This is a genomic window from Methylobacterium currus (assembly GCF_003058325.1).
GTDB lineage: Bacteria > Pseudomonadota > Alphaproteobacteria > Rhizobiales > Beijerinckiaceae > Methylobacterium > Methylobacterium currus.
The window spans coordinates 5,734,949-5,751,979 of the sequence record NZ_CP028843.1; the positions used below are offsets into that span (position 1 = coordinate 5,734,949).

Below are 17,031 nucleotides of genomic sequence, written 5' to 3' on the forward strand. Positions count from 1 at the left end.
GACGCCCATGGCGACCCGTACCATCACGGCCCTGTTCGACAGCTACGACGACGCCTCCGCGGCGGTGCGCAAGGTGGAGGCGGCCGGCGTGCCGCATTCCGACATCAGCATCGTGGCCAACAACCAGGGTGACCGCTATTCCGGCCATATCGGCCAGCGCGACGCCACGACCACCGGCACGACGACCGGCGAGACGGCGCATGACGCCTCGACCGGCGCCGGGGCCGGCGCCTCGCTCGGCACGATTCTCGGCGGCGGCGCCGGCCTGCTCACCGGCCTCGGCCTGCTCGCCATTCCGGGCGTCGGCCCGGTGGTCGCGGCGGGCTGGCTCGTCGCGACGCTCACCGGCGCCGGCGTCGGCGCCGCAGCCGGCGGCCTGATCGGCTCCCTCACCGGGGCGGGCCTCAGCGAGGAGCACGCCCACACCTACGCCGAAGGCGTGCGCCGCGGCGGTACCCTGGTCACGGTGCGGGCGGACGACGCCCATGCCGACCGCGTCAACAGCATCCTCAAGGAGCACGGCTCGGTCGACATGGACGACCGCGCCCGCGGCTGGCGCCAGGAGGGCTGGACCGGACGCCACGACGAGACGGCCTCCTCGCTGACCAACCCGGCGGCGGTCGCCGGCGGCTCGTCGGCGGTGGGCGCGGCCGGCAGCACCACCACCGGCCTCAATACCGGCGGGATGCCCTTTGCGGCCGGCGCCACGCCGACCACCCAGACGGTCGATGCGGGCCTGCCCGGCACCACCCGCGAGCGCCATGTCGGCATCGAGGACGAGCTGCCCCCGGCCCGTCAGCCGTTGGGCACCGAGCGGCGCTGATTGGTCATCGGGTGACGTGAAACAGGCGGCGGCAGGGGCGACCCTGCCGCCGCTCCCTTTTGCGCCCGGAGCGCGGCACGGGCCGCCATCCTGGCGAGCGAATTGTCCCTCGACTGCCCGTATGCCGGTTGCGGGTCCCGTCGATTGGCGACAACTATCCGTCGATTGCGCTGCATTGTGCGCCGGCGCACCTCGGCTCCTTCAATTGAATGACGCAAAATGCCGGGGTTTGGCATCTTTATGGCACCTGAGCGGCGCCGCGGGCGCCGGGGGGATGCCGGATGTCCGACGCCGATGCGTGGTCCGCCCTGCTGGGGCCGCTCGTCACCGCCTATGCCCCGGTCCTCGCCGTGCCCGGGCCCAACCTGCTGGTGGTGCTACGCGCGAGCGTCGCGGCGCCCGGGCGCGGTCCGCTCGTCGCCGCCCTCGGGGTCGCCTGCGGGGCCGGGCTGGCGGCGGCCTTCGCCGGGCTCGGGGCTTCGCTCCTGCCGGCGGGGCGCCTCGTCACCGGCCTCGGTACCGCCTTGTTCGCGCTCCTGATGCTGCGCGCCGCCTATCGCCTGGTGAGCGGCCGGGCCGGCCTGCCGGAGGATCCGGCTCGGCTCGTGCGCGGGCGCGACGCCGGCACCTTCGCGCTCGGCCTCGGGGCGGCGGTGACCAACCCGGTCAGCCTCGCCTTCTTCGCCGGCTTCTTCCTGGCCCATCCGGACCGGGCGGCGGTGCCGGTGGCGGGGGCGGCGGTGTTCTGCATGGCGGCGGCATGGTTCGGCCTCGTCGGCCTCGTCCTCGCGCGGCCGTCCTGCCGGGCGCGTCTCGCCGGCACCGGGCGCCTCGCCCGCCTCGTTCTGGCGGCGCTCCTCGTCGCTTGCGCGGCGCTCGCGGTCGGGCGGGCGCTCCAGACGTGAGCGCTGGCGTGACCGGGCGATCCTCCCTTACACTGCCGGCAACAACCATGCCGGGAGGAACTCATGCGCTGGATCGCCGTCCTCGTCGCCCTCGTCTGCGCGTCCCCTTATGCGGCACCGGCCCTGGCCGAGGAGCCGCTCGCGTTCCGGGTCGACCCGGCCTGGCCGAAGCCGTTGCCGAACAACTGGATCATGGGTCAGGCCGCGGGCGTCGCGGTGGATGCCGAGGACCATGTCTGGGTGATCCAGCGCTCGCGCACGCTGACCGACGACGAGAAGGCCGCGAGCCTGAACCCGCCGCGCACCCGCTGCTGCGCCCCCGCCCCGCCGGTTCTGGTGTTCGACCAGGAGGGCACTCTCATCAAGTCCTGGGGCGGGCCGGGCCAGGGCTACGACTGGCCGCAGAACGAGCACGGCATCCACATCGACCACAAGGGCTTCGTGTGGCTCGCCGGCAACGGCGATCAGGACGGGCAGATCCTGAAATTCACGAAAGACGGCCGCTTCGTGATGCAGATCGGCAAGTCCGGGCCGCAGACCGACAGCCGCGACACCACGCGGCTGGGCCGCCCGGCCAACATGCAGGTCGATCCGGAGACGAACGAACTCTACGTCGCCGACGGCTACTACAACCACCGGGTCATCGTGTTCGACGCCGAGACCGGGGCGTTCAAGCGGATGTGGGGCGCCTATGGCGAGCCCCCGACCGACGAGGTGCAGGGGCCCTACGACCCGGCAGCGGCGCTGCCCCGGCAGTTCCGCAACCCGGTCCATTGCGTGCAGGTGGCCCGCGACGGCCTCGTCTATGTCTGCGACCGTACCAACGACCGGGTCCAGGTCTTCCGCCGCGACGGCACCTTCGTGAAGGAGTTCCGGGTCGAGCCGCAGACCCGGGCCAACGGCTCGGTCTGGGAGCTCGCCCTGTGGCCGGACGAGGCGCAGACCTATCTGCTGAATGCCGACGGCGCCAACAACGAGGTCCGCACCCTGCGGCGGGAGGACGGCGCGGTCCTCGGCCGTTTCGGCCGCAACGGCCGGATGGCCGGCGACTTCCACTAGGTGCACAACCTCGCGGTCGATTCGCGGGGCAACGTCTTCACCACCGAGGTCGATACCGGCAAGCGGGCCCAGAAATTCCTGTTCCAGGGCAACATGGTGCTGCGCAAGCGCACGCCGTGACGGCGCTCACGCCTCGCCGCCGGTCTCGGGCCCGGAGAAGTCCGTCGCCCGCGCGGCGAGGTCGTCGAGGTTGCGCCGCATCTGTTCCAGGCTGAAGGCGAGCCAGAAGATGCGGCCGACGCCGTCGGTGGACAGGGTCCGGGTCACCTGGCGCCGGCGCATCCCGTCGATGGCGTCACGATAGCCGGCGATCGCCGCCGCCAGGGCCGCGTCGTCCCCGGCAGGGCGCCGCCCCGTGCCGAGCGCGTCGGCGAGGTCCCGCAGGCGCGCGGCCGCCGCCCGGGCGGCCGTGCCCCAGGGCTCCGCCAGATGGGCCCGCAGCACCTCCACGTCGGCCTCCGAGATGGCGCGGCGCAGGAGAACGAGGTCGTGGCGCAGGCGCATCAGGGTGCGCAGCAGCGGGTCCGGGTCGGGGGCGGCCGAGAGCCGGCTGCGGCGCTCCCGGGCAGCCTCGCCCGCCAGGGTCTCCAGCCGCGCGAGGCTCCGGCGCACCGTCGGCGGCAGGGCCTTGGCCTCCGGCGTCTCCTCCGCGTCGAGGCGCGCGAGCGCCTCGAGCTGGTCGGCGAGGAGGCGCGCGAGGCGCGCGGCCTGACCCGTCACCGCCCGGGCGGCCCGGGCCGGCGCCACGAGGAGCGAGACGGCGAGACCCACGACGCAGCCGAGCCCGATCTCCAGGATCCGGTCGAGGGCGAAGGCGAGAGGTCCGAGGGTCGAGCCGGTGGTGGAGAGCAGCACGATGATGGCGGTGATCGGCGCGATCCGGAAGCCTGCCGAGACCGCCGCCGCGAAGGTGAGGGGCGCCACCGCGACGAACAGCGCCGCGAAGGTCGAGGCGCCGCCGTGATGCGGGATCGCGAAGGCGACCACGCCGCCGTAGCAGGCGCCCAGCACCGAGCCGAGGAACCGGTCGAGCGCCGCCTTGAGCGAGCCGCCGACGCTGCTCTGGGTGACGATGAGCGCGGTGATGACCGCCCAGTAGCCCTGCGGCAGCCCGAACGCCTCGGCCAGCCCGTAGGTCGCGAGGCTCGCGGCCGTCATCCGCAAGCCCTGCGTCAGGCGCGGCCGCTGCCGGTCGAACCAGCGCCGCAGGCGGTCGGAGAGGCTGCCCGGAAGTGAAGCCATGGCCGGGTCAGAGCGGGTGCGGGCCGCCGAGTCAACCGCCGCGGCACCGCTTCGCGGGGGATCGCGCCGTCATCCGGGCTTTACCGCCCCCATGCGATGTCCCTACGACGGAAGAGTTAACGGCAACGCGAGGGTCGGGGCGGTGACGATGCGCAAGATCGTGGGGGTAATGGGCGTTCTGGCCGCGCTGGCGGCTTTGCCGGCGGAGGGGCGGCCGTTATCCGCGATTCAGCAGGACGGCACGCTGCGGGTCGGGCTGACCGGCGACTACGCACCTTACTCCTTGCGCCAGCCCGACGGCAGCATCAAGGGCGCCGACGTCGTGATGGCGGGCGACCTCGCCAAGGCCCTCGGCGTCAAGGTCGAGATCGTGCCGACGACCTGGAAGACCCTGAAGGACGATCTGCTCTCCGACCGCTACGACGTCGCCATGGGGGGCGTCAGCGTGACCCCGGACCGGGCGGCGGTGGCCGACTTCTCGATTCCGGTGCTGACCGACGGCAAACGCCCGATCGTGCGCTGCGCTGAAAAGGACCGCTACGTCTCGATCAAGGACATCGACAAGCCGGAGGTCCGGGTCGTGGTCAATCCCGGCGGCACCAACCAGCGCTTCGCCGATGCCAACTTTCCGCACGCCTCGGTGCGGGTGTTTCCGGACAACCGCGCGATCTTCAAGGAGGTGGCCGAGGGTCGCGCGGACCTGATGGTGACCGATGGCGCCGAGGTCGATTACCAGTCCCGGCTCAATGCCGGCGTGCTCTGCCCTGCCGCCGTGACCGGCACCTTCGACAAGGCCGACAAGGCGTTCTGGATGACCCGCGACCCGGCCCTGAAGGCGGCGGTCGACGGGTGGCTGTCGAAGACGCTGAAGAGCGGCGCCTACGGCAAGGCGCTGGCCAAGGCGGCGGAGTAGGGATCGTGTTTTCGTAGGTTGGACTTAAGTCAATCCGCGTCATCCCGGGCCTCGCCGAAGACGAGACCCGGGATGCATCTCCGCCGACGGTGAAGAACGGCACGGAATGCGATCCGCGCTGTTCTGGACCTTCTGCGGTCATGGATCCCGGGGTTCCGCTTTCGCGGCCCCGGGATGACGCGTCGTGTGTCGGGACCGTGATCCGGACCGCCTCGATCAGCCCAGGAACCCGATCGAGATCCACGGCACCAGGATCACCACCGCGAGGCCGACGAGCAGCGCCAGCATGTAGCCGACGATCGGCCGGATGCCCGCATCCGGATGGATCCGGCTGATCGCGCAGGCGGCGTAGTACCCGACGCCGAAGGGCGGCGCGAACAGGCCGACGCCCATCGCCAGGATCACCACCATCGCGTAGTGCACCTCGTGCACTCCGACCTGGCGGGCGATCGGGAAGAGCAGCGGGCCGAACAGCACGATCGCCGGGATGCCTTCCAGCACCGAGCCGAGGATCACGAAGGCCACCGCCGAGACGACCAGGAAGCCGCGCGCCCCGCCGGGCAGGCTCTTCATCATCACGGCCAGGCTCTGCGAGAAGCCCGACTGGGTCAGGGCCCAGGCCATGCCGGTCGCCGCCCCGATGATCAGCAGGATCGCGCCCGACAAGGAGGCGGTCGAGACCAGCATCGGGTAGACCCGGCGCCAGTCGAACTGGCGGTAGATCAGGAGGCCGGCGAGGATCGCGTACACGATGCCGATGGTCGAGACTTCCGTTGCGGTCGCCACGCCCTCGACCACCGCGGCGCGGATGACGAAGGGCAGCGCCAGGGCCGGAAAGGCGATGACGAGCGCCTTGCCGATCTCGCCCTTGCCGGCGCGCTTGACGTGACGGAGATCCTCGCCGCGGTAGCGCCACCAGACCAGCGTGCAGAGCGTGATGCCGAGCACCACGCCGGGCAGCAGGCCGCCGGTGAAGAGCGCGGTGATCGACACGCCGGTGACCGACCCGATGGTGATGAGCACCAGCGAGGGCGGGATGGTCTCGGTCTGCGCGCCGGTGGCCGCGAGCAGCGCGACGAGGTCGCCCTCCTTGGCGCCGCGCTTCTTCATCTCGGGGAAGAGCACCGGGGCCACCGCCGCCATGTCGGCAGCCTTGGACCCCGAGATGCCCGAGACGAGGTACATCGCGCCGACGAGCACGTAGTGCAGGCCGCCGCGGACATGGCCGAGCAGGCTCGCCAGGAAGCCCACCATGGCCTTGGCCATGCCGGTCATCTCGATCAGCAGGCCGAGGAACACGAAGAGCGGCACGGCGAGCAGGATGAGGTGGCTCATCCCCTCGTCCATGCGCCCGACCACCACCATGGCGGGGGCCCGCGTCGTCAGCATCAGGTAGCCGAAGGTGGCGAGCCCGAACGCGAAGGCGATCGGCACGCCGGTGAAGACGAGCGCGCCGACGCCCAGCACGAAGAAGATCAGCAGGTTCCAGTTGCCGAGGGTGCGCAGGGTCGGCTCGGCCAGCATCAGGGCGGCGATGATGAGGCCGGTGAGCGCGACCGCGCCGACCGCGTGGCGCCAGTCGGCGCATTCGATCAGGCGCAGGGTGGCCACGACCAGCATCAGGGCGAAGCCGACCGGCAGGGCGGCGGCGCGCCAGGCATTGGTGATCTCGAGCGCCGGCGTCTGGACGAAGACCTCCTCCGCGGCGAACTCGTAGGCCGGATGCAGCAGCATCAGCACGAAGGCGAGGCCGGCGGCGAGCGCCACCGCCTCCAGGAAGGCCTGGGTCTTCACCGAGGCCATGCTGACGAGCGCCGTCATCCGCATGTGCTCGGCGCGGCGATAGGCGACGACCGAGCCCAGCATGGCAAGCCAGAGGAACAGGATCGAGGCGAGCTCGTCCGACCAGACGATGGGGGCGTGGAAGACGTAGCGGCTGACCACGCCGGCGAGCAGCACCACGACCTCGGCCACCACCAGGAGGGCGGCCGGGATCTCGATCAGCCAGCCGAGCGTGTCGTCGAGCGTGCGCGCCCAGGCGCGCTTGGCGGACGCCGCCGGCAAGGCAGGCGTCTCCGTCGCGATGTCGACATGCATCCTATGCCTCCCTCAGGCCAATTTGCCGGAGACGGCCTCGAGGTGCTCCCAAGCCGCGTCGCCGTACTTGTTCTTCCAGTCCTTGTAGAATGTCGTGCGGCCGAGCGCATCGCGAAATTTCTGGCGGTCGACCTCGACGAAGGTGATTCCCTTGGATCCGAGATCCTGGCGGAGGGAGGAGCTGAGCTTGACGATGTCGGCGCGCTGGTCGTCGGCCGAGCGGTCGAGCTCGCGAGTGACGATGGCGCGCAGGTCCTCGGGCAGGCGCTGCCAGGCCTTCTTGTTGCCGAGGATCCAGTAGCCGTCCCAGACGTGGCCGGTGAGGCTGCAGCTCTTCTGAACCTCGTAGAGCCGGGTCGTCGCCGTGATGGCGAGCGGGTTCTCCTGGCCCTCGAAGATCTTGGTCTGCAGCGCCGAATACAGCTCGTTGAAGTTGAGCGGCGCGGCGCCGGCATCGAGCGCCTTGAACAGCGAGGTCAGCATCGGCGACGGCGGTACGCGGATCTTGAAGCCCTTGAGGTCTTCAGGAACCTTGATCTCGCGGGTCGAGGAGGTGATGTGGCGAAAACCGTTGTCCCACACCTTCGAGACGGTCTGGATCGGCGTCTTGGCGATCTGCTCGCGGACATACGTGCCGAGACCGCCATCCATGGCCTTCCACACGTCGTCGTAATCCTTGAACGCAAAGCCGGTATTCGGCAGCGCCGCGGCGGCGACGAAGGTCGAGAGGATCGAGGTCGAGAGATTGAAGAACTCGACGCTGCCGTTGCGCACCTGCGACAGCAGGTCGGTGTCGGAGCCGAGCTGGTTGGCCGGGAAGAGCTTGATGTCGAGCCGCCCGTTCGAGGCCTCGCGGATGCGGGCGAGCGCTTCCTGGGCGCGGGTGTTGACCGGGTGGGTCGGGTCCTGGCCGGTGGCGAGCTTGTACTCGAACTCGGCGGCGCGCACCGGCCGGGTGAAGATCGTGGCGAGCGGGAATGCGGCTGCGCCGGCGATGAGCGTTCGGCGGGAGAGGGTGTGGCTCATGGTCGTTTCCTCGGGAGGGGAGGGCCGGTGGGCCGGCCTCTGAACGTGACGATTTCGTCTGCGGCGGAGCCGCAAGATCCAGAATGAAGCGCGGGATCCCCTCTCCCGTGTGGGAGAGGGGTAGGGGTGAGGGTGGGACGCCTCAGCGTGAAGCGGATACCGTGATGCTGGCGGCTCGACGTTCGGTGCTCGATCCTTGACCGTCGCCACCCTCGCCCCCGGCCCCTCTCCCACATGGGAGAGGGGAGGTGTGTTGGGCTTACTTGCCGTTCAGTGCGCGGTAGGACCCGATCACCTGGCTGTCGTCCTCCGCGCCCGCCCCACGGCTCGACGCCGCGAGAAAGAGCTGGTGGGCGAGGGCTGCGAGGGGCAGGGCCGCCTTCTCGCTGCGGCCGGCCTCGAGCACGATGCCGAGATCCTTGACGAAGATGTCGACGGCGCTGGTGACCCGCGGGGTCTCCTCCAGCATCCGGGGACCGCGGTCGCGCAGCATCCAGCTGGATGCCGAGGAGCCCGAGACGATCTCGAGCGCGGTCGCGCCGTCGATCCCGACCTTCGCCGCGAGCGACAGGGCTTCCGCCGCCGCCGCGAGATTGACCCCGCACAGGAGCTGGTTGACCGCCTTCATGGTGGCGCCCTGGCCGGGCTCGGGCCCGACATGGAACACCTTGTCGCCCATCGCCTCCAGCAGCGGCCGCACCCCGGCGATCACGTCGGCGGGGGCCGCCGCCATGATGGTGAGGGTCCCGGCCTCGGCACCGACGACTCCGCCGGAGACCGGCGCATCGACGAAGGCCCGGCCGGTCGCCGTCACCCGCCTGGCCAGCGCCGCGACGGCGGCCGGCGGGCAGGTCGCCATCAGGACCACTGCCGCGTCCGGGCCCAAGCGCTCCAGGGCGCCCTCGCCGAACAGGATGCTCTCCGCCTGATCGGCGTTGACCACCATCAGCACCAGGGCGCCGGCGCCCTCGGACGCTGCCGCGATCGTGTCGGCGGGGGTGCCGCCGGCAGTCGCGAAGGCGCTGCGCCCTTCCGCCCGCACGTCGAAGCCGCGCACGGGAAAACCGTGCCGCACGAGGTTGCGGGCCATCGGCAGGCCCATCGAGCCCAAGCCCACGAAGGCGACGGGGGACATTGCGCTCACAGCCATTCGCGGATGCTCCGCACCATGGCGCTCGTCGAGATGCCGTAGCGGTCGTGCAGGGTCGGCAGGGCGCCGGCATCCAGGAACTCGTCCGGCAGGCCGACCTGGCGGAACGCCTTCGGCACCGTGCCGGAGCGCAGGAGCAGCCCCGCCACCGCCTCGCCCAGGCCCCCGACGACCGTGTGGTTCTCCGCCACCACGACCAGGCGCCCGCCCTTGCCGGCCTCGCGCAGGATCGTCTCCGTGTCGAGCGGCTTGATCGTCGGCACGTGCAGCACCGAGACGTCGATCTTGTCGCCCCGCAGGGCCTCCGCCGCCTCAAGGGCCCGCATGGTCATCAGGCCGGTCGAGATGATGAGGACGTCGTTGCCGTCGCGGATCGTCTTCGCTTTCCCAAGCTCGAATTTGTAGCCGTACTCGTCGAGCACGAGGGGCACGTTGCCGCGCAGGAGCCGCATGTAGACCGGCCCCTTGTGATCGGCGATGGCCGGCACGGCCTGGGCGATCTCGTGCGCGTCGCAGGGGTCGAGGATCGTCATGTTGGGCAGGCCGCGGAAGATCGCGATGTCCTCCGTCGCCTGATGGCTCGGGCCGTAGCCGGTGGTGAGGCCGGGCAGCGCGCAGACGATCTTGACGTCGAGATTCTCCTCCGCGATCGCCATGCAGATGAAGTCATAGGCCCGCCGCGCCGCGAACACCGCGTAGGTGGTGGCGAAGGGCTGGAAGCCCTCGCGCGCCATGCCGGCGGCAGCACTGATCAGCAGCTGCTCGGCCATGCCCATCTGGTAGAAGCGCTCGGGGTGCTTCTGGGCGAAGATGTGCAGGTCGGTGTACTTGCCGAGGTCGGCGGTCAGCCCGACGATCTCGGGCCGCTCCTCGGCGAGCTTGGCCAGCGCATGGCCGAAGGGGGCCGGCGCGGTGCGCTGGTCGGGGCCGGCCAGCGAGGCGATCATCGCCGAGGTGGTGAGCCGTTCACCCGTGTTGGCCTCGGAGAGCCAGGCCGGGCGCGTGTACTTCGAGCGTCTCATGCGGGCCTCCCGGCATCCAGGATGTGAATCGCGTCCTGCCATTCCTGCGGCTCCACCCGCAGGAAGTGATTGCGCTCGCGCGCCTCCAGGAAGGGAATGCCCTTCGCCATCTTGGTGTCGCAGATGATGATGCGCGGCTTCGGCTCAGTGCAGGCCCGGGCCTGGTCGAAGGCCCGGACCAGGGCGTCGATGTCGTTGCCGTCGACCCGCTGGACGTGCCAGCCGAAGGCCTCGAAGCGGGAGGCCGCCGGCTCGAAGCCGGTGACCTGCGAGGCCGGGCCGTCGGCCTGCTGGTTGTTGACGTCGACGATGGCGATCAGGTTGTCGAGCTTCCAGTGGCTCGCCGACCAGGCGCCCTCCCAGATCGAGCCCTCGCCGAGCTCGCCGTCGGAGATCAGGCAGTAGACGAACGAGTCGGACTTCTTGCGCTTGAGGCCGAGGCAGAAGCCGACCGCGAGCGCGAGGCCGTGGCCGAGCGAGCCGCCGGTGATCTCCATCCCGGGAGTGTAGGCGGCCATGCCGGACATCGGCAGCCGGCTGTCGTCGGCCCCGTAGCTCGTCAGCTCGTCCTCCGGCAGGATCCCGGCCTCGAGCAGCGCGGCGTAGAGCGCGATGGCATAGTGGCCGATCGAGAGCAGGAAGCGGTCGCGCCCCTCCCATTCCGGCTCGTCCGGCCGGTAGCGCATGGCGTGGAAGTACGACACCGCCAGCACGTCGGCGATGCCGAGGGCCTGGGCGATGTAGCCCTGGCCCTGGACCTCGCCCATCAGCAGGGCGTTGCGGCGGATGCGGTAGGCCCGCTCGGCGAGCGAGGGGCTGTTCTGCCGGGGAGGCGATTCGACGGTCGGCATGATCGGCTCCTCAGTGGATCAGCATGCCGCCGTTCACGTCGATGACGGCGCCGGTGATGTAGGAGGAAAGGTCGGAAGCCAGGAACAGGCAGGCATTGGCGACGTCGTCGGCGACGCCGAGGCGGCCGAGCGGGATGCCCTTGGCGATCTCGACCTTCAGCTCGTCGGTGAGCTTGCCGCCGGTGATGTCGGTCTGGATCAGGCCCGGGGTGATGCTGTTGACCCGCACCGTGTCGGGGCCGAGCTCGCGGGCCATCGCCTTGCCGAGGCCCAGCACGCCGCCCTTGGCGGCGCTGTAATGCGGCCCGCCGAAGATGCCGCCGCCGCGCTGCGCCGAGACCGACGACATGCAGACGATCGACCCGGATTTCTGCCGGCGCATCTGCGGCACCACCGCCTGGCTCATGTAGAGCGTCCCGCGCAGGTTCACGTCGAGCACCGCGTCGTAGTTGCCGGGCTCGATCTCCATGAACTTCAGCGGCTGGGTGATGCCGGCATTGTTGACCAGCACGTCGATGCGACCGAACCGGGAGACCACCTCGTCGGCGGCGGCCTGGCAGGCGGCCTTGTCGGTGACGTTGCAGGCGAGGCCGACATGGCCCTCGCCGATCGCGCGGGCGGCCTCTTCGGCCTGGCCGGCATCGAGATCGAGGATCACCACCTTGGCGCCATGCTGGGCGAAGAGCTTCGCGGTGGCGCGGCCGATCCCCCGCAGCGATGCGGCGCCGGTGATCAGGCACACCTTGTCGGTCAGCAGCATGTCGTCCTCCCTGGCTTGTTCGGCGCGGGCCCGTGCGTCGGGCCGGCCTTCGGGCACGAGGGAGAGTCTCGCGGCGCTCGGGGCTCACCCCCGCATCGCCGCCCGTCCTCGACGGTTCCTCCCTCGTCTCGTTGGGCACACTGTGCCCCGGCGGAGGGAGGCGGACAAACGCGGAAATTGCAGCTGAAGGTGAATGGGATTCATCTGGCGGGGCGGCGGCCGCGGAGTCCGGGGGATGGCGGAAGCGTCCGCGTCCATCCGGCAAGGTCGTCGGCGCAGAGCGACCTGCGATCGCCAGTCATCGCGGGACAGGCTGGGCTGTCCTGAAAAAGATTGAGCGCGGGTCCCCCCCTCTCCCGGGTGGGAGAGGGGGGGACCCGCGCCTGAACTTCGAAGGATTTTCCTCGGACGGCCCGGCGGGACGAAACCAGAGCCGTCCCTCAGAGCGCCTTCAGCAGCGTCTCCGCTCCGGACAGGTCCGCCTTCGACGGCGCGTCCTCGACGTTGAGGACGCGCACCACGCCGTCCTCGACCACCATGGCGTAGCGCTTCGAGCGCACGCCGAGGCCGAAGCCGGTGCCGTCCATGTCGAGGCCCAGCGCCTTGGCGAAGTCGCCGTTGCCGTCGGCCAGGAACTCGATGCCCTCGGCGCCGGCCGATTTCGACCAGGCGTCGAGCACGAACACGTCGTTGACCGAGGTCACCGTGATCGCGTCGATGCCACGGGCCAGGATGTCGCCGCGCCGGGTGACGTAGCCGGGCAGGTGGTTGCGGTGGCAGGTCGGCGTGAAGGCGCCCGGCACCGCCACCAGCACCACGCGGCGGCCCTTGAACACGTCGTCGGTGGTCTTGGGCACGGGGCCATCGGGGCCCATGACACGGAAAGTCGCCTGGGGCAGGTGATCGCCGACCTGGATCGTCATCGTGGCTCTCCTCGCGGAATGGTCCGGGCGGGGTCTAGCGCGGCGGTCCAGGTGAGTCGAGGTCGCGGGTCAGGGTTGCGCGGGGCGGCGTGCCCCGCCTCCGCCCCGCGGCGAGCGGCGCGGGACCCGGCGGGCCTCCCCGCGCGTTCCCGCACAAGCGGACTATGGACAACGCCGGGGCGGAGCGTAGCATGGGCTTCATGCGCAGCAGATTTCCACAGGACCTCCTCTCCCAGGACCCGGCCGTGAGCGGCGGGGCGCCGGACCCGCGCGCCGGCGACCGGGAGGGAGCGGCCCGCGGCGCGCCGAGCTACCTCGACGGGCAGCTCCTCGTGGCGATGCCGGGCATGGCCGACGAGCGCTTCTCGCGCTCGGTGATCTATCTCTGCGCGCATTCGGCGGAGGGGGCGATGGGCATCATCGTCAACAAGCCGGCCGCCGACCTCAACATGCCGGACCTCCTGGTCCAGCTCGACATCATCGCCCAGGATGACGCCATCCGGCTGCCGAGCCGGGTGGGTCACATGCCGGTGCTGATGGGCGGGCCGGTCGAGGCGAGCCGGGGCTTCGTGCTGCACTCGCCCGACTTCCACATCGACCAGTCGACCCTCCTGATCGACAACGGCATCTGCCTCACCGCGACGATCGAGATCCTGCGGGCGATCGCGGTCGGCAAGGGGCCGGCGAGCGCGGTGCTGGCGCTCGGCTATGCCGGCTGGCAGGCCGGCCAGCTCGAGAGCGAGATCCAGGCCAATGGCTGGCTGCACTGCCCGGCCGATCCGGACCTGATCTTCAACACCGCCCTCGAGACGAAGTACGACCGGGCCCTGCGCGGCATCGGCATCGAGCCCGCCATGCTCTCGGCCACCGCCGGCCACGCCTGACCGGCACGCCGCCCGGCCGATCCCCGCCTACTGGTCCTGCGCGCCGGCCTCGAAGCCGGGATTCATCCCGTCGACGGCCGGGGCCGGACGCCGGACACGCGCCGCGGGCCGGGGGGCCGCGCTCGCCGTCGGGGCGGCGCCGGACAGGCCGAGGCGGGTGGCGAGCGACAGGGCCCGCGCCTCCGAGAAGCGCAGGTGGCAGAAGCCGTGCGAGCCCTCGCGGACATAGGCGCGGCAGAACTGCTCCCGGTCGGCCGAGAAGGCGGCCTGCTCGGTCACGATCGGCCGCACGTCCTCGCGCCGGGCGCGCTGGGTCATCACCTTGTAGTTCTCGCGCACCGCCTTGTCGGCGGCACCGCGGGCCGAGTCGAATTCCTGGGCCCGCGGCAGCAGCGTGGCGGCGCCCGGCCCCCACAGGCCCTTCGGGGTGGTGGCGCAGTCCGAGGCCGTGAAGACGCAGGAATCGGGCTCACCGAGCGGCGTGACCATCACGCTGCCCTCCAGGATCTCGAAGCGCAGCGGGCAGGCCGCCCCCGACGAGGCGAGCTGGGTGACGCCGTTGGGCTTGCCCTGGTCGGCGAGCGCCAGGGGCTGGTCGTCGCCGAGCGCGACCTTGCAGCTCTCGGTCGGCTGCGAGACCTTCGTGCCGGCGAGCGTCAGGCGGGCCGTGAAGCCGCCGCCCGCCCGCTCCAGGCGGAGCGACCCGGCATTGCCGTTCTGCTGCAGATCCTGGCCGAGGATCGCGTCGTCGTTGGGGGTCTTCAGCACCACCGGCTTCGGGGGCGCGGGCGGCGCGGGCGCGGGACGGGGCGCGGCCTCGGGCGGCGGCGCCTCGCCCGGGGCGCGTCCGCCCGGGATCGGGGCCGGGGGCACCGGCGGGCGGGCGGCGCGGCCGATGCCGAACAATTCCTCCAGGAAGGACTGGGCCGAGGCCGGGGCCGGCGCCACCATCAGGACCGCCGCGAGGGGCAGGGCCGCCAGCACGGGCAGGGCCACCGGGCGGGGGGAGGGGCGAACGGGCTGCATCAGGCTCCAGGCGAAAGGCAAGGGCCACCAGGGGCGAAGGCCACAACGACATCGATCGAGGATCGCTGTCTGCAGGGTCCTAGCATGGGGTCCGTGGCAGGGGCGTGGCAAGCCCGCAACATTGTCGTGGCGGCTTGACCATGGGTTGGAGGAAAGCCGCCCGGGAGAAACGGCCCTCGGCCGTCTCGGGCGTCTCGGGCGACGCGCGATGCGCGAGCCGGCCCGCCTCGCCTTGCGGCCCCGAAACGGCCTTCTTATATCCGGCTCGGCGCGGGCAACTCCCCCGCTCGCCGGGTTCCCGGCGAGGCGCGGTCCGGCCCGCCCCGGCTCAAACCTTTGACAAGTACCGCCATGGGCCGAGCTGCTTCGGGGCTCGGCGGTCTGCTTAAAAAACACCAACGAGGGATCCCACCATGGGTAAAGTGATCGGCATCGACCTTGGCACGACGAACAGCTGCGTGGCCGTGATGGAAGGCACGCAGCCCAAGGTCATCGAGAATGCGGAAGGCGCGCGCACCACCCCGTCGATCGTCGCCTTCACCGACGACGGCGAGCGGCTCGTCGGCCAGCCGGCCAAGCGCCAGGCGGTGACGAACCCCGAGCGCACCTTCTTCGCCATCAAGCGCCTCATCGGCCGTACCTACGACGACCCGATGACGCAGAAGGACAAGGGGCTCGTCCCCTACAAGATCACCCGCTCGAGCGGCGGCGACGCCTGGGTCGAGGCGGACGGCAAGTCCTACTCCCCGTCGCAGATCTCCGCCTTCACGCTGCAGAAGATGAAGGAAACGGCCGAGTCCTATCTCGGCCAGCCGGTCACCCAGGCGGTCATCACCGTCCCGGCCTACTTCAACGACGCCCAGCGCCAAGCGACCAAGGATGCCGGCAAGATCGCCGGCCTCGAGGTGCTGCGCATCATCAACGAGCCGACCGCGGCGGCGCTCGCCTACGGCCTCGACAAGAAGAAGTCCGGCCTGATCGCGGTCTACGACCTCGGCGGCGGTACCTTCGACGTCTCGATCCTCGAGATCGGCGACGGCGTGTTCGAGGTGAAGTCGACCAACGGCGACACCTTCCTGGGCGGCGAGGACTTCGACAACCGCATCGTCGAGTACCTCGCGGCCGAGTTCAAGCGCGAGCAGGGCATCGACCTGACCAAGGACAAGCTCGCCCTCCAGCGCCTCAAGGAGGCTGCCGAGAAGGCGAAGATCGAGCTGTCCTCGGCGACGCAGACCGAGATCAACCTGCCCTACATCACCGCCGATGCGAGCGGTCCGAAGCACCTGGCGCTGAAGCTCAGCCGCGCTAAGTACGAGTCGCTGGTCGACGACCTGGTGCAGCGCACGATCGAGCCCTGCCGCAAGGCGCTCAAGGATGCGGGCGTCTCGGCCTCCGAGATCGACGAGGTGGTCCTGGTCGGCGGCATGACCCGCATGCCGAAGGTCCAGGAGCAGGTGAAGACCTTCTTCGGCAAGGAGCCCCACAAGGGCGTCAACCCGGACGAGGTCGTGGCGATCGGCGCCGCGGTGCAGGCCGGCGTGCTCCAGGGCGACGTCAAGGACGTGCTGCTCCTCGACGTGACCCCGCTGTCGCTCGGCATCGAGACGCTCGGCGGCGTGTTCACCCGGCTCATCGACCGCAACACCACCATCCCGACCAAGAAGTCGCAGGTGTTCTCGACGGCGGAGGACAACCAGAACGCGGTCACCATCCGGGTCTTCCAGGGTGAGCGCGAGATGGCGGCCGACAACAAGCTGCTCGGCCAGTTCGACCTCGTCGGCATCCCGCCGGCCCCGCGCGGCCTGCCGCAGATCGAGGTGACCTTCGACATCGACGCCAACGGCATCGTCAACGTGACGGCCAAGGACAAGGCGACGGGCAAGGAGCACCAGATCCGCATCCAGGCCTCGGGCGGCCTGTCCGACGCCGACATCCAGCGCATGGTGCAGGAGGCGGAGGCCAACGCCGCCGACGACAAGAAGCGCCGCGAGCTGGTCGAGGTGAAGAACCAGGGCGAGAGCCTGATCCACGCGACCGAGAAGTCGGTGACCGAGCACGGCGACAAGGTGCCGGCCTCCGACAAGGCCGCGATCACCACCGCCATCGACGCCCTGCGCCAGTCCCTGGCCGGCGAGGACGTCGAGCAGATCAAGGCTCGCACCACCGACCTGATGCAGGCCTCGATGAAGCTCGGCGAGGCGATGTACGCGGCCAGCCAGGCCGCCCCGGACGCCGCTTCCGGCGCCCAGGGGGCCGAGCCCAAGAAGGACGACGTGATCGACGCCGACTTCCAGGAAGTCGACGACAAGGACCAGAAGAAGCGGGCGTAAAATCACGCCTTGAGGTTGCC

Annotated in this window: 14 protein-coding genes and 1 pseudogene; 6 read left to right on the top strand and 9 right to left on the bottom strand. The window is 70.7% G+C overall.

Annotated elements, in window-relative coordinates; all coding sequences use genetic code 11:
- Window positions 1-7: 7 nt before the first annotated feature.
- The 3 genes and pseudogenes from DA075_RS26385 (at window position 8) to DA075_RS26395 (ending at window position 2,907) form a co-directional block, all read left to right on the top strand.
- Window positions 8-823 (top strand): hypothetical protein, encoded by an 816-nt coding sequence (locus DA075_RS26385; RefSeq protein WP_099955751.1) that lies wholly within the window; start codon window positions 8-10, stop codon window positions 821-823.
- A gap of 281 nt (window positions 824-1,104) precedes the next feature.
- Window positions 1,105-1,728, top strand: a complete 624-nt coding sequence (locus tag DA075_RS26390; protein WP_099955752.1) for a LysE family transporter — start codon at window positions 1,105-1,107, stop codon at window positions 1,726-1,728.
- Window positions 1,729-1,791: 63 nt separating this feature from the next.
- Window positions 1,792-2,907 (top strand): annotated as a pseudogene (locus DA075_RS26395) (NHL repeat-containing protein).
- A gap of 6 nt (window positions 2,908-2,913) precedes the next feature.
- On the opposite strand, the gene DA075_RS26400 reads toward DA075_RS26395, so the two are convergent.
- The gene (locus tag DA075_RS26400; protein ID WP_099955753.1) at window positions 2,914-4,029 is read right to left on the bottom strand and encodes an FUSC family protein; all 1,116 of its coding nucleotides are present in this window, start codon (window positions 4,027-4,029) and stop codon (window positions 2,914-2,916) included.
- Window positions 4,030-4,177: 148 nt separating this feature from the next.
- Here DA075_RS26400 and DA075_RS26405 point away from each other — a divergent pair, with 148 nt between their 5' ends.
- Window positions 4,178-4,942: a transporter substrate-binding domain-containing protein gene (locus DA075_RS26405; protein ID WP_099956821.1), complete on the top strand. Its 765-nt coding sequence runs from the start codon at window positions 4,178-4,180 to the stop codon at window positions 4,940-4,942.
- Between the two features lie 216 nt (window positions 4,943-5,158).
- Here the strand turns inward: DA075_RS26405 and DA075_RS26410 are convergent, their stop codons facing one another.
- The 7 genes from DA075_RS26410 to DA075_RS26440 all read right to left on the bottom strand — a co-directional run bounded on the left by DA075_RS26410 (window position 5,159) and on the right by DA075_RS26440 (window position 12,771).
- Window positions 5,159-7,039 (bottom strand): TRAP transporter large permease, encoded by a 1,881-nt coding sequence (locus tag DA075_RS26410; protein ID WP_099955754.1) that lies wholly within the window; start codon window positions 7,037-7,039, stop codon window positions 5,159-5,161.
- Window positions 7,040-7,051: 12 nt separating this feature from the next.
- Window positions 7,052-8,065 (bottom strand): TRAP transporter substrate-binding protein, encoded by a 1,014-nt coding sequence (locus tag DA075_RS26415; RefSeq protein WP_099955755.1) that lies wholly within the window; start codon window positions 8,063-8,065, stop codon window positions 7,052-7,054.
- Between the two features lie 259 nt (window positions 8,066-8,324).
- Complete coding sequence (locus tag DA075_RS26420) at window positions 8,325-9,209, bottom strand: NAD(P)-dependent oxidoreductase (RefSeq protein WP_414468186.1); 885 nt, start codon at window positions 9,207-9,209, stop codon at window positions 8,325-8,327.
- Window positions 9,206-10,237 (bottom strand): transketolase family protein, encoded by a 1,032-nt coding sequence (locus DA075_RS26425; RefSeq protein WP_099955757.1) that lies wholly within the window; start codon window positions 10,235-10,237, stop codon window positions 9,206-9,208. Before DA075_RS26425 ends, DA075_RS26420 begins: the two co-directional genes overlap by 4 nt.
- Window positions 10,234-11,088, bottom strand: a complete 855-nt coding sequence (locus DA075_RS26430) for a transketolase (protein ID WP_099955758.1) — start codon at window positions 11,086-11,088, stop codon at window positions 10,234-10,236. Before DA075_RS26430 ends, DA075_RS26425 begins: the two co-directional genes overlap by 4 nt.
- 10 nt (window positions 11,089-11,098) lie before the next feature.
- The gene (locus tag DA075_RS26435) at window positions 11,099-11,848 is read right to left on the bottom strand and encodes an SDR family NAD(P)-dependent oxidoreductase (RefSeq protein ID WP_099955759.1); all 750 of its coding nucleotides are present in this window, start codon (window positions 11,846-11,848) and stop codon (window positions 11,099-11,101) included.
- Window positions 11,849-12,288: 440 nt separating this feature from the next.
- On the bottom strand, window positions 12,289-12,771 hold the full coding sequence (locus tag DA075_RS26440) for a peroxiredoxin (RefSeq protein WP_099955760.1): 483 nt from the start codon (window positions 12,769-12,771) through the stop codon (window positions 12,289-12,291).
- A 338-nt stretch (window positions 12,772-13,109) separates the two neighbouring features.
- On the opposite strand from DA075_RS26440, the gene DA075_RS26445 reads away from it, so the two are divergent.
- Window positions 13,110-13,655: a YqgE/AlgH family protein gene (locus DA075_RS26445; protein ID WP_232388677.1), complete on the top strand. Its 546-nt coding sequence runs from the start codon at window positions 13,110-13,112 to the stop codon at window positions 13,653-13,655.
- 27 nt (window positions 13,656-13,682) lie between these two features.
- Here the strand turns inward: DA075_RS26445 and DA075_RS26450 are convergent, their stop codons facing one another.
- A complete protein-coding gene (locus tag DA075_RS26450; RefSeq protein WP_099955761.1) occupies window positions 13,683-14,681 on the bottom strand; it encodes a hypothetical protein in 999 nt (332 codons plus the stop codon).
- A gap of 413 nt (window positions 14,682-15,094) precedes the next feature.
- On the opposite strand from DA075_RS26450, the gene dnaK reads away from it, so the two are divergent.
- On the top strand, window positions 15,095-17,011 hold the full coding sequence (gene dnaK, locus DA075_RS26455; protein ID WP_099955762.1) for a molecular chaperone DnaK: 1,917 nt from the start codon (window positions 15,095-15,097) through the stop codon (window positions 17,009-17,011).
- Window positions 17,012-17,031 lie beyond the last annotated feature (20 nt).

Bases quoted from the DNA above. Each gene is read 5' to 3' on its own strand.
- DA075_RS26415 (WP_099955755.1), bottom strand. From the start codon at position 8,065: ATGAGCCACACCCTCTCCCGCCGAACGCTCATCGCCGGCGCAGCCGCA.
- DA075_RS26385 (WP_099955751.1), top strand. From the start codon at position 8: ATGGCGACCCGTACCATCACGGCCCTGTTCGACAGCTACGACGACGCC.
- dnaK (WP_099955762.1), top strand. From the start codon at position 15,095: ATGGGTAAAGTGATCGGCATCGACCTTGGCACGACGAACAGCTGCGTG.
- DA075_RS26390 (WP_099955752.1), top strand. From the start codon at position 1,105: ATGTCCGACGCCGATGCGTGGTCCGCCCTGCTGGGGCCGCTCGTCACC.
- DA075_RS26445 (WP_232388677.1), top strand. From the start codon at position 13,110: ATGCCGGGCATGGCCGACGAGCGCTTCTCGCGCTCGGTGATCTATCTC.
- DA075_RS26430 (WP_099955758.1), bottom strand. From the start codon at position 11,088: ATGCCGACCGTCGAATCGCCTCCCCGGCAGAACAGCCCCTCGCTCGCC.
- DA075_RS26400 (WP_099955753.1), bottom strand. From the start codon at position 4,029: ATGGCTTCACTTCCGGGCAGCCTCTCCGACCGCCTGCGGCGCTGGTTC.
- DA075_RS26435 (WP_099955759.1), bottom strand. From the start codon at position 11,848: ATGCTGCTGACCGACAAGGTGTGCCTGATCACCGGCGCCGCATCGCTG.
- DA075_RS26405 (WP_099956821.1), top strand. From the start codon at position 4,178: ATGCGCAAGATCGTGGGGGTAATGGGCGTTCTGGCCGCGCTGGCGGCT.
- DA075_RS26440 (WP_099955760.1), bottom strand. From the start codon at position 12,771: ATGACGATCCAGGTCGGCGATCACCTGCCCCAGGCGACTTTCCGTGTC.
- DA075_RS26410 (WP_099955754.1), bottom strand. From the start codon at position 7,039: ATGCATGTCGACATCGCGACGGAGACGCCTGCCTTGCCGGCGGCGTCC.
- DA075_RS26450 (WP_099955761.1), bottom strand. From the start codon at position 14,681: ATGCAGCCCGTTCGCCCCTCCCCCCGCCCGGTGGCCCTGCCCGTGCTG.
- DA075_RS26425 (WP_099955757.1), bottom strand. From the start codon at position 10,237: ATGAGACGCTCGAAGTACACGCGCCCGGCCTGGCTCTCCGAGGCCAAC.